This is a genomic window from Verrucomicrobium spinosum DSM 4136 = JCM 18804 (assembly GCF_000172155.1).
Taxonomy (GTDB): Bacteria; Verrucomicrobiota; Verrucomicrobiia; order Verrucomicrobiales; family Verrucomicrobiaceae; genus Verrucomicrobium; species Verrucomicrobium spinosum.
Genome location: NZ_ABIZ01000001.1, coordinates 6502011 through 6517628 on the forward strand (window position 1 = coordinate 6502011; position 15618 = coordinate 6517628).

Genomic DNA, 15618 nt, shown 5'->3' on the forward strand with positions numbered 1-15618 from the left:
CGATTTCCGGCACAATGCAACCCCGATGAGCCGCATTGCTTGCTGCATGACCCAGCCACGTGACTTTCTCACTGTTACCTGCCGATGAGCGTTCTAATTTCCGCAATAAAGGACACATCCAGATTCGACGAGATTTTTTCACTCTACCGGAAACACGCGGATATCCTTGGATTCATGCCTCGAGGAGCCTTTGAAGATGCCATTGCGAAAGGAACCTTGCTTGCTGCCATCGAGAACACTCAAGTTCTCGGATATCTACTCTACAGAGTTGCGCGCAACCGGGCATCCATCGCCCACCTTTGTGTAGGCGCAAATCAGCGAGAGAAAAAGATAGCCAGACAGCTCATTGACCGACTCAAACTGATCACGAGCAATCTCGATTGCATCACACTTAGATGTAGGAGCGACTACGAGGCAAACAAAGTTTGGCCGAAGTTTGGCTTTACCCCTAGGCTTCGAATCAAAGGAAGGGGCATTGATGGCACAGAACTGATCATCTGGTGCTGCGACCACGAGCGCGACGACCTCTTCTCATACGGGACTAGCTCCAAGACGCGCGTCGCAATCGATGCGAACGTCTTCTTTGATCTAATAGATTCATCTCGGAAAAATCACTCTACTTCCTCATCGCTCACTGAGACTTGGATCGACGATACAGTTGAGCTTGTAGTTACCTCAGAAATTCTCAACGATATTGAACGTTGCCCTGACATTCAGAACCGAAGGCTCAGCCAAAATCGGGCTTCAGAGTATCCTATGGTTAGCCCTGCAACTGCCAGAGTAGACTCCATAGCAGCACAGCTGCGCGAGGCGCATCCAGAACTTGCCACCAACGCTCGCGGTGAATCCGACCTAAGACATCTGGCAATTGCAATAGCCGATGGAGTTAAGTATTTCGTGACCCGCGACCAGCTAGTGCTTGAAAAGTCACCTGAGATTCTTCAGGACTTTGACCTTCATATACTTGAACCTGTCGACCTGATTGGCCACCTTGATATACTGGATAGAGAATGCGAGTATCAGCCACAACGGCTACATGCTACTGCGATCACATCGATTCGCGCTCGCTCCGATGATATAAAAGGGCTTGTCGAATCTTTCGTTTCCAAACCCGAAGAGAAGCGACACGACTTCAAATCTTCCTTGGATAGTTACTTGACGAATCCGCGACAGTATAATGTTCAACTCACACAGAGTGACCAAAAGGAACCCATCCTTTTGAGCGCGATCGAAGACTCTACAGAAGGAACACGATTAAAACTTCTGCGACTAGCATCTCACCCGCTAGCTCCAACAGTGCTGCGACATTTACTGATGCGCATCATTCGCGAGCATGCGAACAAGGGACAACGCTCCCTCCGCGTAGACGAGCCTTTGCTCACTACTGAAGTCAAGTCTGCATTAGAAGAGCTTGGGTTCTATTGCCACAACAAAATCTGGATCAAGCCGTTGCTGAGAGGTTTTTTGAACAAGGAAGAAATACAACCCAACACGCATCCAATTGCCACTCCCAGCAGCTATTTGGAAGATCCTGATCTTCTAGAAAGCTTCATTTGGCCAGCGAAAGTCGACTCACCTGATATTCCCAACTACTTGGTCCCGATTCGTGCTGAATGGGCAGAACACTTCTTTGACCTAGATCTGTCCTCAATGCGATTGCCGGGGATCTGTTCAGTGCGCCCAGAACTGAATTTGGGAGTAGAGTCTGTGTACTTTAGCGCCGCAAAACTCCACTTTGCTGCTCCTGGTCGCATTCTCTGGTACGTAAGCAAAGGGAATGAGAGCCTCGGCAGCATGGAAGTCAAAGCGATTTCCCGCTTGCGGAGCGTTGTCCGCGGCGGGCCGAAGGAACTATTCAAAAGGTTCCGGAGGCTTGGTGTTTATGAGTGGGATGACGTATACAATGCAGCCAACAAAAACGTCAATACAGAGCTCGTCGCGCTACGCTTTTCCCATACGGAACTTTTCAATTGGCCAATCAAACGCTCTCAGTTCGCAGAGCTTGGAATAAAAGGAAGCTTGCAAGGGCCTAGAAGTATTCCATACAGCACATTCAAAACAATCTATAACCTAGGCACCCTCGGCATCTCCAAATGAGTTCCACCGCAGTCTTAATGTCCATTAAGCCCAAGTACGCAGATCTGATTTTCTCAGGCGCGAAGACTGTCGAATTGAGAAGAGTTTGTCCCAAACTCAAGCCTGGAGATTTGGTCCTTGTATACGCGTCTGGCCCTCGCATGGCGCTAATTGGCAAATTTGAGGTTAAGGGCATTTTGTCTGGCAAAAAGTCTGCTTTTTACGATGAATTTGGAGCATCGTCAGGAATATCCAGGGCAGAATTCAACAGCTATTTTTCAGGAGTCGCAACGGCACACGGAATTCAAATTGGCAGAACTTGGAAGCTCAAACCCGAAACCTCCCTCAACGTGCTGCGTCGACGATTTGAGGGCTTTCACCCCCCTCAATCCTATCGCTATTTGCTCGAGTTTGAGCACGCTAGTCTTACCGCATCTCAAGGAAACGAGTCTACTGCCTCCACCCAAGGCAGACTCAATGCGTGAAAATACAGCCTAAATCCCTGCTTCACGATGGACGCCACCATCTCAACGAAGGCTTCCTGCTCGCCATGAACATGATCGGCATCCAGCGCCTGATAGTAAGCCAGGCGACGTTCTACGGGCAGAATCGCAGGCGGGTAGCCCGCCTTCATCAGTTCCAGGTTCATGAGCAACCGTGAAGCTCTCCCGTTGCCGTCCACAAAGGGAGGGATCTTCAAGACGTCGCAGTGAACCCGCGCAGCCCGCTCGACGGGATGCAGACTCATCGCCTCGCTGATACCAAGCGGTGAAACGCTCCATCAGTTCCCGCACCACGACCTGGTCAGGCCGACAGATGCTCAGCGCCAGCAATTCGCACGTTCACCGTGCGGTAGCGTCCTGCATTGTTAGAGTTTCAGGCCTGCTAGCAACTCCTTTGCTCTTTGGCTGATGTCAGGGTCCGTTGTTTCCATGAAGATCAACGCCACCGCTTCTTTTGCTTTGCTTTCAGGCAACTCTAACCCTTCCGCCACATGGCGGGCATCATCAGGCGTGATGTCGTTGCCAGCCTTGAGCTTGGCTTCGATCAGATTCTTAAACTTCGTTTGGCTCGCTCGTTGTTTTTTTCCGAGCCAGACGAAGCCTGACATAGCGCAGGCGGCAAGCGCCGCAACGGCGATTATTAGCATGACATCAGGTGTTTCCATAGTCACCTGAGTAGGACCAAAACTCAGGAACTCAACAACAAAGAAAAAAGTTTCACACCGCCTGCAGCTGCGTCCGGAGGCTTGACAGCTCAGTACGTGCCAGATCGCGCTCGCCAGTCAGTGCGGTGATCTGGGCCTGTAGTTCACCCTTGCCCTTGAACATCGCAATGGCCGTGTCACCCCCCCCGGCTTCACCGCCTGAGGAACCGCCGCTGGCGGAGCGTTCGAGGCTTCAGGAGCCCTCTTGCCAGGCTCGCCAGCAGGGGCTCCACGGGCGCAGCACCCGGACTACCGCTGGACGGCGCGCCGGAGGCATAGTCATTGGCAGGATCGAAAACGTTGCCTCCCTCGATATGTCAATCAGCAGGATCTTCAGCCAGAGTTACCAACTCGCGGTGCACCTGATTCAATTGGTTCGTAAGATCTATCAAACGCTGCGCACCATCAGCAATCGATTGCATTTGTTTCTTATGCGCTCGATGTCCTTTTAGCCCCTCAATATACTGATCCACCATCAGACTGCTATTTCCCCTCAGTTCTTCGATCCTTTCCTCCTGACGAGCGATTCGCTCATCTAATTTGGCCACCTCGGACAGATGATGGGATAAGGTCTGTTCGTATCCGTTGATCGACAAGTCCTGCTGATGCTCTCCGAAAACATGAGGATGCCAGGCAAGCAAACGATCTTGTTCTTGGCGAATGAGCACGGGAATCGCGGCCAACAGCGCTGACAGGCGCGTTACTTTAACTTGGTTGTGTAGCGCATTAGCCTGATCGCTTAGTTCCTTTGTATTAGCTCGAAGTTCCAGACGCTGCAAAGTGAGAGTTGCAAACGTCAACAAGAACGCCATCCCAGCAACCAAGGCTGCGAACGCGTCAAACCAATTAGATACGCCGTCCTTGCTGTTCCATTGAATCACCAAGGCTATTATCCACCCGGAAATCAGCAGAATAATAGACCAGTTGAACCGATCTGCCTCGCCTTCTGGGACTTGCGGCCCTTCATTATTTGCTCCTAACATTCACCAAGATTGACCAAAGTTGGAAGGGTGCAATAGAATCATTCGAGCAACTCGGCCACTACATGCGCAAGGGTAGGCGTGAGACCATCCACTAGGCCGGCCTGCATTGCTTGATCAGCGTAGAACCACTGCCACCACTGCGGAAACCGCGTGGAGAAGTCACCCCCCATGTGCCCCATCTGCCGTTGTTATTTCCTCAATTGACCACCCGCGATGTCGCGGGTGATGCAGCCGCCGCTGCATTTAGGGCCGAGGATCGACTGCGCGCTCCAGCAGTAACCGGCGGCCATTGATCATGCCGCAATCCAGCTGCCAGCCGTAGTTGCCAGAAGGATACTTGCGCCTGCGGACTTTCATGATCCCACAACATAAAAACGCGTAACGTCCACGTCACGCCTAAGATGTCACGAATGGTCACGAACCGTCCCGAATGGGCACCTAATGGCTCAGGCGGACAGAGAGATGGAGACAAGCAAAACCTCTGATGATGAGGTGTTAGGAGTGCTTTCCGTTTGTTAGAGAAAGCGCACCCGTCAGGATTCGAACCTGAAACCTTCTGATCCGTAGTCAGATGCTCTAATCCGTTGAGCTACGGGTGCTTGTGTCGTTCGCAGATCGTGTCGGCGAGGGATTGGAAGAATAGGCGGAAAGCGGTTTTTGTCAAACTTCGGGCAGAGATTTTTTCAGATTTTTTTGAGCCTTGGGAAGTTGAGAGCAGATGGGTTGGATGGGGCCGGGAATGCTGCGATCCCGTTCAGGTGAAGAGGCTTGCGACTTGGACTGGCTCACCCGCATGGGCTGTCGCGCTTCGGCCAACCTCATGAATCCTTCGTGCCTTTGTGCCTTCGTGTGAGGATTCAGATCTTCCGTTCCAGCGAACGATGCCGATTGCCAATCGGCGGCACAGCAGATTGCCAATCTGCGCTACGCTATCACCCGGTCCCTGACCTCATGTCTGGAGTCTGATGTCTGGCAGTCTGGTGTCTCCCCCTAAATTCTCGGCTTGGGCGAGCCTTTGCTCTGGAGCGTCGCGGCGAGGTCGCCGGAGGCGAGGACGGGGAGGAGTTCGTAGCGGGGCTTGGGCGTGTAGTTGGGATCGTCGAGAATCTTCACGCAGATGTCCCAGGCAAAGTCCACCAGCGGCGGGACGTGGACGGTGGCGTCGATCTCTGAATTCACCACGAGGCTGAGTCCGCCGCCGTTGCCGGGGTTGCCATCGAGTCCGAGGATCAGAAGGGAGTCGCGAACGGGAGGCTGGGCGGCACGAGCCGCGCGGGCCGCGCCGAAGGCCATGAAGTCGCCGTGGCAGAACACGACATCGAACTGCTTTTGCAGACGCAGAGCATCATTGAAACGATAGCCAGCCTCCTCCGCCGCCCAGTTGGCAGGGGCGTCATGCACCAGGACCACCCCGGGGGCTTTCTGGATCGCGGCCTGGAAGGCGGTGGAAACCGCTTTCGAATACGCATTACCCTCCGGCCCGGTGATCTGCACCACCCGGCCGACGGTCTCCGGCCTGCCTTCATCCGCGGACTTCTGCTGCAAGGCGGAGACGACAAAGTTCCCGGCCAGATCGCCGATCTTGGCCTCCTCTACATAGAGCGCGGTGGTGCAGGCCTTCTCCGGCAGGTCCTTGGAAAACGCGATGATGGTGACGCCAGTGGCTTTCAGTTCTATGAGGACGGGCACGAGTGCCTGAGCGTCCACCGGGAAAACGAAGAGATGCGTGGCCCCCTGGGCAACCTGCGTGCGGAGCTGGGCGATCTGCCGTTGCACGTCCCCCAGGGCGAGGATCTGCACCAGATCCACCCCCGCCCGGGTCCGGACAAGGCGTGCAGCCAGCACTTGCTGAAAATTTCGCATGGGGGTCTCCAGCGAGTCCAGGAACACCACCACCTTGGGTCGCTTGGGGGCCTCCTTGCCAAACACGCCCTTCTTCTCCGGCACCATGAGGGCGGCGGGATCCGGCTGCGGCTGGGTGCGATCCCGCTTCTTGCACCCGAGAAGCGGCACCCCTGCCCCCACGGCCAGACCCAGGCGACCCAGCATCGCAAGGGCAGCGCGGCGGCTGGCGGGCTCAGGAGACAAGTCAGACGGGGGCATCGGCATCCCGCCATTTTGAACCGCGATGGCTCCAGATCAAAACCACAAAATCTGAAAAAGATCCATCCAAGCACCAGACGGCCAGAAACCAGACCTGCGTGCAGCAGACTGCCGGCCCGCGTATTGCCCTTTTCCCTCTTTGGTCCCTTTTCCCTTATCCCTCTTTAGTCCATCCTCCCTCATCTCAGGCCCTGAGAATGGCATTTTGACCCCGCTGGGGCGGCGTTCTTCGATTTTGCTCGACCTCGACATGGTCAATCCTTTAAAACTCCTGCGGTCGGTTGAGAATGCTCTCTCCAAATTCTAAGAAATCCCCCTCATTATTGCGGTTTATTTTAGAATTCCGAAATATCAGTTGCCGATTCGCTGAAAAAATGGTAATTTCAGCCCGAGTTTATAAAAACCAAACCGGAGGGTCCGAGTTCCATGTTCTGCCTACTCTTCAAAAGGCGTGTTAAAGCGCATGCTGAGCGGCTGTTTCATTTTCTCCTTCCCCATGGATTCCCCGGCGAGATATTTCTCTGCGGGAGCGCCTTCAAGCCCCTGCTCAAGAAGAGCCTGCCCGTGCATGATGTGGACCTCTGGGTCCGCACCGCTGAGGACCGGATGAAGCTCTGCCAGGCCCTGATTCAGCGTGGAGCCTCCGTGGTGCCCGATGCCCAGCACCCTCACGCGCTAAAATTCCGCTTGGAAGGCCATCTCATTGAGATCACCTGCAACGCGGTGCACGATGGCACCCTCTCTGACGTGGTGCACACCTACGAGCTGGCCGTGCACGGGCTCGGCGTCCACTACCGGAAGGGCGAGGTGATCGACACCTGCGTGAGCCCGGAATGCTGGGACGCGATCTCGCATCGGCAGGTGAAGGTGATGCCCGCGTATGTCTGCCTGCTCATGATGATGAAGCCCGCCTGCCTTATCCGCACCCTGCACCGCATGGGACAGGAGGCGGCCGAGCTGGGCTTCGATGTGCATGTGGATGAGGAGCACCGCCTCTGGGAGATCTACTGGCATGATTACTCCGAGGAAGAACGGAAGGCCGCCATGGACCTCTACTTTGAGACCACCGTGTGCCACAAGAGCCAGCACCACTACCATGTGGTGCGCCGGGCGACCATCGGACTGGTCATGACGCCTGCGACGGCCCAAGCTGGTGCTGGCGGCAAGGTGCAGACACGCCAGCTCCGACCGAAGGTGGCTTAGAGTTCGTGATGCTTGGTGCTTGGTTGGCGAGGATGGAGGCATGATGAGCAGTGTCGGAAAATGAGTGGGTAAGGGGCAATCTTCAATGCTTGCGACTGATTCCGCCTAAAGGCGGTACTCCAACCCTGCTGCGGGCGTCTAGAGTACACTGAATGGGAAGTCGCGCAGTTCACGGCTGTTGCTTGCGAGCAGGGCAAAGGGACTTCCAACCCTCATGAGAACGTCAGCGCCGTGGTTGGAGCACCGTCCCGCATGCGGGACCAATGCCATCAGGGAAAAGTGGAGAGGTCGAGCATCTCCCTTTTGTGAAAGTATTGAGGGCCGAAGGTCCGGCATCATTGCAGCCTTGGGCAACGCCCAAGGTAGGCGCTCGTTTTAGATCTTGAGGGCTGTAGGCCCGACTTCATTCAGGGATGCCGGCATAGGCAGACTTGATGACACGGCCTACAGCCCTCAAGGGTAGTTTGGCCATCTATCCCCGGGGCGTTGCCCCAGGCTGGTATGAACCCGGACCTTCGGCCCTTCTGAAAGGGGCTCACCAGTTACAGTCGTGGCGGTTGCACCATCGCAGCTCCGAGGCGCGCCAAGGCAAAACAGCAAGACGATGCGTTTTCCCTGTTGGCATTGGCCTTTAGGCGGAATCAGTCGCGCAAAAGACAGCGCAATCATTATACCTCGAACCCAAAAGAACCAAGAACCAAGAACCAAGAACCAAGAACCAAGAACCAAGAACCAAGAACCAAGAACCAAGAACCCTACCCTCCCATCTCCCCCACCCACTTTTTCAACATCTCGATCTGCTCCTCATCGAGCTTGCCATCAGGCGGCATCTGGAGGTCGGCGTCTTCGTAGCAGACGGCCGTGATCAGGTTCGAACCTTCTACATCACCTGGCACAACGGCGGGCCCACTGTCGCCGCCTTCCATCATGGCCTTGAGGGTGTCCAGCCTCAGATTGGCCTTTTGTTTCTCCGGCCCGTGACATTTCACACATTGCGCATCGAGAAGCGGGCGGACCTTCTTCAGATACAGCGGATTTCCCTCGGGGTTCGAGGCATGCACACCTGACAAGCCTGTGAGCGTCAGGCAAAGGACCGCTCCCATCGCTGCATCCCGACCGACGACAGGCAAGGCACCCGGACGGCGGCCGCACAGGAACCTGAATGAACGGAGGATGCAGTGGAGCGACATGCGCGGGAATTCGAACTCGCAAATACAGTGATGAGGCCTGCTTGCACCGGGCTTGTTCATAGCATCCAACGTTAAAGAATTGATGTCAATTCGACAGGCTTTGAGCTGTCTGTGAAGATCGTGCCCGACCCGGTGGTGTGCGGCAGGCCTTGATGGGGACGGGCGGGAGATTGCGAAATGGTGAGAGCGTACGACAGAGCGGCGCAGGGAACCCACGCCTCAAGTCATCGTGCCTTTGTGCCTTCGTGTGAGAATACGCATTCTCACGCTCCGGCCACCTGGTGCCGATTGCCAATCGGCGGCACAGCAGATTGCCAATCTGCGCTACAGCGACTCCCCAGCCCACCTCAACCAGCGCAGCGTCTCAACCAGCGGCCGCCCCGTCTCACCGTGCCGCTGGCGCCACACCTCAACTTTTCCTGTCCAATTCCCCGCGCCATCCGGCCTAGTTAGGGTGACAGTCTCTATTTCCCAGCCCTGCCAGCCCCTGCTTCCGCCCGCATGGAGTCCGCCGACCGCACGACCGAATTTCTCACTCTGCTCACCCAGCACGATCGTGCGCTGGGGGTGTATGTGTACAGTCTGGTGCCGCTGGCGGCGGATGCGGACGATATTCTGCAGCAGACCAAGATGGTCATGTGGCGGAGTTTCTCCCAGTTTGAGCTGGGGACGAATTTTCTCGCGTGGGCCCGGAAGGTGGCCTTTCACCAGATCCTGACCTACCGGCGGGAGAAGAAAAAGGAGCACCTGCCTCTGGAAGACGACGTGCTTGAGGCCATCGGCCACGAGGTGGAGAAGCTGGCCACAGACGGCGGCGACCACCGCCGGGATGCCCTTCAGGCCTGTTTGCTCAAGCTGCCCAAGGAGCACCGCCAGCTCATCCTGCTGCGCTATTATGAGGATCTCGAGGTGGATCAGGTGGCCAGCCGCATCCAAAGCACTCCGGGGGCCGTGTACCGCGCCCTCAGTCGCGTGCGCATGGCCCTGCTGGACTGTGTAGAACGACAGATGCAGTTGCAACCCAACGCCAACGAGGGGGTAGCCCCATGAATCACCAACCGATGACTGACTCCGAACGCTGGCACCTGCTTGAGCTCTGCGAGAGAAGCCTGACGGCAAAGCTCACTGCGGCGGAGAGGGAGGAACTCAATGCGCGATTGCGCATGGATGAGGAAGCGCGTCGCTTGTTTGCCGCGGCGCTCCACCAGCATGCGGAACTGAAATTCGACTCCCATCTGCTCAAGCAACTGGCAGGCGAATCCCCGCCCTCGATCGCGAAGATCTCCCCTGGCAGGAGCATTGTTTCCCGCACCCCCTGGCTACCCTCCGCCCTTGCGGCCGCCGCAGGCATCGCCGTGCTGGGCATTGTGGGTGCCGTCTGGAACTGGCAGCTCACCCCTCGCACAGGCGACGGTCCGAATCTCACCGTGGCCACAGTCATCAAGGCCCGCGATTGCAAATGGGCGGGGAGCACCCTGCCCACTGCCGAAGGATCACGCGTGGCCGCAGGCATGCTGGAGCTCGCCGAGGGTCTTGCCACGCTGAAGTTCGACAGCGGCGCAGAGATCGTCATGGAGGCTCCGGCCACGCTGGAGATCGTGGATGCCAAAGCCTGCCGCCTGGTCAGAGGCACCCTCATGGCCGATGTGCCCCCCAGCGCCATCGGCTTCGTGGTGGACACGCCCGACGCCAAGGTCGTGGACTACGGCACGCGCTTCGGTGTCAGTGCCGGTGAGGATGGCAAGTACCTGGTGAAGGTGCTGGACGGCTTGGTGGAAGTGAGCCCCAAAGCCACCGGCGACGCCAAACAATTGCGCGGCGGGCAGAGCGTTGACACCGGCATCCGCCGCAGCCAGCTCACCCCGACTCCCAACCCCACCACCGTGGAGTTGGAGTCCCGCCGCTGGCAGCCCAACATCATTCTGGATGCCGGGGGCGGCTGGCAGATCGTTTCCACCGCCTACGGCCGTGGCAAGGACACCTACATCCAGGGCAATCCCAAGTCGAAGAACTTCGGCAAGGACCCGTACTTCCGGGTGAAACGCAGCAGCTTCTCCCCGGAGCTGGACCGCAAGGGCTATGTGTGCTTCGACCTTGGCAAGTTCAAGGATGACCTTAAAGAGGATGCCGAGCTGGTGTTGAGCATCGAACCCAGCGATCTCGGCTTTGCCACCCTCGTGCCAGACAGCACCTTCGCCGTGTACGGCCTCACCGATGAGTCGGAAGACAACTGGAGCGAGAACACCCTTACGTGGAAGGAAGCTCCTGCCCACCATGTGGACACTGACGCGGGTCAGCACCACCTTCCGGATCTAAGGAAGGCCGCCTTGCTCGGCCGCTTCCAGATCGCCCAAGGGGTCAGCCGCGGAACCCGATCCATCAAGGGCCAGGAGCTTGTGAAGTTCCTGCAGGGCGACACCAATGGGCTGGTGACTTTCATCATCTGCCGCGAGACAGATGAATCCGCCCGCGACGGCATGGCGCATGCCTTTGCCACAAAGGAAAGCGGCAGCAATACCCCGCCTCTGTTGCGGGTGAAGGTGAAGGATGTGGAGCCCGCTTCGCGGGAGACCAAAGATTAGAAGACGAAAGACAGAAGACCTGAGTGAGGACCGCCGGACGACGTCCGCTGTGGCAGAGCAAAGTAGTGCAGCACTTCAGTAAGGGTGTCAGTCACGTCCCCCAAGACACCCAATTCACACCCCCGCGCCCAAACGTCTTGGGTTGTAGGGCGAGCGCCCCGCTTGCCACCTCAGGAGCCGTTCGCACCATGCGGAGCGCTTGCCCTACAGCGCCGCTTGGCGACCGCACCGCACCGCGCCCCCCCGCAGGCCTCGCCAGACACCCAATTCACACCCTCACCCTCAAACCTCTTGGGTTGTAGGGCGAGCGCTCCGCTTGCCACCTCAGGAGCCGTTCGCAGCAAGCAGAGCGCTTGCCCTACAGCGCTGCTTGGCGACTGCGCCGCACCTAGCCCCCGCAAGCCTCCCCAGAGCCCCCATTCACAACCCCACCCTCAACCCCCTCGGGTTGTAGGGCGAGCGCCCCGCTTGCCCTATAGCGCCGCTTGGCGTCTGCGCCACACCTAGCCCCCCGCAGGCCTTCCCTGACACCCCAATCACATCCCCGCGCCCAACCGTCTCGGGTTGTAGGGCGAGCGCCCCGCTTGCCACCTCAGTCGCCACTCGCAGCAAGCAGAGCGCTTGCCCTACAGCGCCGCTTGGCGACCGCACCGCACCTAGCCCCCGCAAGCCTCGCCAGCCACCCAATTCACACCCCCACCCTCAAACCTCTTGGGTTGTAGGGCGAGCGCTCCGCTTGCCACCTCAGGAGCCGTTCGCGGCAAGCGGAGCGCTTGCCCTACAGCGCCGCTTGGCGACTGCGCCACACCTAGCCCCCCGCAGGCCTCCCCAGAGCCCCCATTCACAACCCCACCCTCAACCCCCTTGGGTTGTAGGGCGAGCGCCCCGCTTGCCACCTCAGTCGCCACTCGCGGCAAGCAGAGCGCTTGCCCTACAGCGCCGCTTGGCGACTGCGCCGCACCTAGCCCCCGCAAGCCTCGCCAGCCACCCAATTCACACCCCCACCCTCAAACCTCTTGGGTTGTAGGGCGAGCGCTCCGCTTGCCACCTCAGGAGCCGTTCGCGGCAAGCGGAGCGCTTGCCCTACAGCGCCGCTTGGCGACTGCGCCGCACCTATCACCCCCGCAAGCCGATATCATCCCCTCCCGACAACTCACCCCCAACACCTTGACGCACTGACGCACCGACGCACCGACGCACCGACGCACCGACGCACTGCCCACTGACGCACTGAACTCCCCTACCTCCTCCTCCGCCTCCACTCCGTGGGACTGCACTTGTGCACCCGCTTGAAGATCCGGTTGAAGAACGAGATCTGCGAGAAGCCGCATTCCCCGGAGATTTCCAGCACACTGCGGTCACTCTCCACCAGCTCCCGGCAGGCAGCCTGAAGACGCAGGCGGTTCAGGAACTCACTGAAGGTGCGGCCGGAGTGTTTCTTGAACTGCCGGGCAAAGGTGGGCCGGCTCAGATTGGTCAGCTCCAGCACCTCCTCCAGGCGCACCTCCTGGCGAAAGTTGGCGATGAGATGGCGCACCGCATCCCGAATGGCTTGTTGATAGTGCGACTCCATGGGCAGGGCAAAGGATCGCACGGAGAGGAAGCTCCGATCCTGTTCCGGTGCCCGTGAAAGCAGCGCCAGCAGCTTGAGCAGCAAGGCCAGGCGCTCCACGCCATCAGCAGTCGTGAGTTCCTGCAACAGCCCTGCCGCGGCTGTGACGGTGCGACCGCTGAGGCGGAGTCCGCGCCCAGCCTTTTTGAAAAGCCCGGCCAGCTTCAGGGTTTCAGGAAACGCCCAGAACGGGTGACTCTCCGGAAAATGCCACTGCACCGAGACGCCCGACGAGGACTCCTTCGTGTGCCAGTAGTGCGGCAGCTTCGCCCCCAGCAGCACCAGATCGCCTCCGGCGAAACTGCCGATGTGATCCCCCACAAAGCGCATCCCCGATCCGCTGGTGAAGAGGGTCAGTTCCATCTCCGTGTGGTAGTGCCAGTGCGTGCCCTCGCCTGCGATCTTTTGCGCCTTTCCCGGGGCCAGCACGCACTCCACCTCCCTGAGGTTCCGCGACCAGCGGATGACCCGGAAGGACTGGCCGGGTGGAAAGTCGATTTTCTCTCGGAGAACCTGCATGGCGATGGAGGGAAGCAGAAACGGGGCGGCGCGTGGCGGAGCCTCCCTGAGGCAGACCCCGCCGGTCACAATTCCACCGTTTCATGTCACTTCCATCCGCGAATGACGGTGTACAGCAGGAAAATTGAGACAATAGTCGCAGCCCCTGAGTCTGGGAGCGTAGCGCCCGCCGCCAGACCCGGCCATTGTCCCGGCATGAGCAATCCCACCCAGTACCGCTTCTCCTTCGGCCCTTGGAACATCAGCGAAGGTTCGGACCCCTTTGGCGTTGACGTCCGCACCCCCTTCCCGCACGAGGAAAAATACGCCCTCTACCGTCCCCTGGGTTTTGAAGGCGTGCAGTTCCACGATGACGATGTGGTCCCGGGCATGGACAGCCTGAGCCCGGACCAGATCTCCGCCAAGGCCGCCGAGGTGAAGACCATTCTGGCCAACCAGGGCCTGACCCCGGAGTTTGTCGCGCCCCGCCTCTGGTTCGCGGAACAAACCACCGATGGTGCCTACACCTCCAACAGCGCCAGCGACCGCGCCTACGCCTGGGACCGCACGAAGAAGTGCATCGACATCGCCCGTGCCATTGATTGCAAGGCGGTCGTCCTCTGGCTCGCTCGTGAGGGCTCCTACATCCGCGAGTCCAAGGACGCCCGCCTGGCCTACCAGCGTCTGCTGGAGACGGTGAACGCCATGCTGGACTACGACAAGGAGATTGAGATCTGGATTGAGCCCAAGCCCAATGAGCCCACGGACCAGGCCTATGTCCCCACCATCGGCCATGCCGTCGCGCTTTCCTACGCCTCCAACGATCCCAAGCGGGTCAAGGGCCTGATCGAGAGCGCCCACGCCCTCCTCGCCGGCCTTGACCCCAGCGATGAGATGGCCTTTGCCCTCTCCCACGACAAGCTGGCCAGCGTGCATCTGAACGACCAGAACGGGCTTAAATACGACCAGGACAAGAACTTCGGTGGCGCCAACCTGCGTGCCGCATTCAACCAGGTGCGCGTGCTTGAAGAAGCCGGCTACGGTCAGCGCGGCGAATTTATCGGCCTGGATGTGAAGGCCATCCGCACCCAGCGCGGCTGCCCGGTGACCGACCACCTGAAGAACAGCCGTGAGATCTTCCTCCACCTGGTGGACAAGGTCCGCTCACTCGACAACGGGCTCGTTCAGCAATACCGCGACGGTCGTGATTATGAGGCCCTGGAACTTTACATCTTGAAGCACCTCATGGGTATCAAGTAAGACCAGAGCCTGAGTCACCGCCTGCCTCATCCAAAGCCCCCCTTCCCGCTTTCCCAACCTGCTCCATGAAACAATACCGCCTCAATCGCCTCTTCAACGCCAAGTCCAACCGCTGTTTCGACGTCGCCGTGGATCACGGCTTTTTCAACCAGCCCGGTTTCCTTCAGGGCATCGAAGACATGCGCACGGTGGTGAAGACCCTCGTGGATGCAGCGCCGGATGCGATTCAGCTCACGCTGGGGCAGGCCCGCCATCTCCAGGAGATCCCAGGCCGCCACAAGCCCTCCCTCGTGCTGCGCACTGACGTGGCCAATATCTACGGAAAGGAACTGCCTGAAACCCGGTTCAGCCTGATGATCGAGGAAACCATGCTCCAGGCCGTGCGGTTCGATGCGGCCTGCGTCTGCGTGAACCTCTTCCAGATCCCCGGTGCCCCGGAAGTGCATGCCGAGTGTGTGGAAAACATCCTGCGACTCAAGCCCCAGGCGGACTACTACGGCATCCCCATGATGGTGGAGCCGCTTGTGTTTCAGCCCAATGAAAAAGCCGGTGGCTACATGGTCAATGGTGACCTCACGCAGATCATGTACCTGGTGCGCCAGGCCGTGGAACTCGGCGCAGACATCATCAAGGCCGATCCCACCGACGATGTGAGCGTGTACCACAAGGTGGTGGAGACCGCCGGCGGCATCCCGGTGCTGGTCCGTGGCGGCGGTCGCGTGAGTGACCGTGAGATTCTGGAGCGCACGCAGGGCCTCCTCGAGCAGGGGGCATCCGGCATCGTGTATGGTCGCAACGTGATCCAGCACCCGAACCCCAAGGGCATCACCCAGGCTCTCATGGCCATGGTGCATGACGGAGCCAGTGTGGATGAAGCCCTGACGAAAATCTAACGCCCGCCTTC

General features: G+C 58.7%; 13 protein-coding genes and 1 tRNA gene. 7 read left to right on the top strand and 7 right to left on the bottom strand.

What is annotated here, in order from left to right; translation table 11 throughout:
- Positions 1–84: 84 nt before the first annotated feature.
- Entirely contained in the window at positions 85–2097 is a 2013-nt protein-coding gene (locus tag VSP_RS26510; protein ID WP_009964529.1) for a GNAT family N-acetyltransferase, read from the top strand.
- A 17-nt stretch (positions 2098–2114) separates the two neighbouring features.
- Positions 2115–2561: an ASCH domain-containing protein gene (locus VSP_RS44030; protein WP_425509799.1), complete on the top strand. Its 447-nt coding sequence runs from the start codon at positions 2115–2117 to the stop codon at positions 2559–2561.
- Here VSP_RS44030 and VSP_RS37545 read toward each other — a convergent pair.
- The 5 genes from VSP_RS37545 to VSP_RS26545 form a co-directional block, all read right to left on the bottom strand.
- Positions 2513–2824, bottom strand: a complete 312-nt coding sequence (locus VSP_RS37545; RefSeq protein WP_009964531.1) for a Fic family protein — start codon at positions 2822–2824, stop codon at positions 2513–2515. The genes VSP_RS44030 and VSP_RS37545 overlap by 49 nt on opposite strands.
- A 120-nt stretch (positions 2825–2944) precedes the next feature.
- The gene (locus VSP_RS37550) at positions 2945–3244 is read right to left on the bottom strand and encodes a hypothetical protein (RefSeq protein ID WP_157211071.1); all 300 of its coding nucleotides are present in this window, start codon (positions 3242–3244) and stop codon (positions 2945–2947) included.
- Positions 3245–3600: 356 nt separating this feature from the next.
- Positions 3601–4266: a hypothetical protein gene (locus VSP_RS26525; RefSeq protein ID WP_009964537.1), complete on the bottom strand. Its 666-nt coding sequence runs from the start codon at positions 4264–4266 to the stop codon at positions 3601–3603.
- 525 nt (positions 4267–4791) lie between these two features.
- Positions 4792–4865: transfer RNA gene (locus VSP_RS26540), tRNA-Arg, on the bottom strand.
- 391 nt (positions 4866–5256) lie between these two features.
- Positions 5257–6354 (bottom strand): substrate-binding domain-containing protein, encoded by a 1098-nt coding sequence (locus tag VSP_RS26545; protein ID WP_198141235.1) that lies wholly within the window; start codon positions 6352–6354, stop codon positions 5257–5259.
- A gap of 441 nt (positions 6355–6795) precedes the next feature.
- Here VSP_RS26545 and VSP_RS26555 point away from each other — a divergent pair, with 441 nt between their 5' ends.
- On the top strand, positions 6796–7572 hold the full coding sequence (locus VSP_RS26555; RefSeq protein ID WP_009964544.1) for a hypothetical protein: 777 nt from the start codon (positions 6796–6798) through the stop codon (positions 7570–7572).
- A gap of 755 nt (positions 7573–8327) precedes the next feature.
- Here VSP_RS26555 and VSP_RS26560 read toward each other — a convergent pair.
- Positions 8328–8762, bottom strand: a complete 435-nt coding sequence (locus VSP_RS26560; protein WP_009964546.1) for a c-type cytochrome domain-containing protein — start codon at positions 8760–8762, stop codon at positions 8328–8330.
- A gap of 501 nt (positions 8763–9263) precedes the next feature.
- On the opposite strand from VSP_RS26560, the gene VSP_RS26565 reads away from it, so the two are divergent.
- On the top strand, positions 9264–9812 hold the full coding sequence (locus VSP_RS26565) for a sigma-70 family RNA polymerase sigma factor (RefSeq protein ID WP_009964548.1): 549 nt from the start codon (positions 9264–9266) through the stop codon (positions 9810–9812).
- 11 nt (positions 9813–9823) lie between these two features.
- Positions 9824–11344: a DNRLRE domain-containing protein gene (locus VSP_RS26570; protein ID WP_009964550.1), complete on the top strand. Its 1521-nt coding sequence runs from the start codon at positions 9824–9826 to the stop codon at positions 11342–11344.
- Positions 11345–12584: 1240 nt separating this feature from the next.
- Here VSP_RS26570 and VSP_RS26575 read toward each other — a convergent pair.
- Positions 12585–13475 (bottom strand): helix-turn-helix domain-containing protein, encoded by an 891-nt coding sequence (locus VSP_RS26575; RefSeq protein WP_009964552.1) that lies wholly within the window; start codon positions 13473–13475, stop codon positions 12585–12587.
- A gap of 195 nt (positions 13476–13670) precedes the next feature.
- Here VSP_RS26575 and VSP_RS26580 point away from each other — a divergent pair, with 195 nt between their 5' ends.
- A complete protein-coding gene (locus tag VSP_RS26580) occupies positions 13671–14714 on the top strand; it encodes a TIM barrel protein (protein WP_009964554.1) in 1044 nt (347 codons plus the stop codon).
- Between the two features lie 65 nt (positions 14715–14779).
- Entirely contained in the window at positions 14780–15607 is an 828-nt protein-coding gene (locus VSP_RS26585) for a class I fructose-bisphosphate aldolase (RefSeq protein WP_009964556.1), read from the top strand.
- Positions 15608–15618 lie beyond the last annotated feature (11 nt).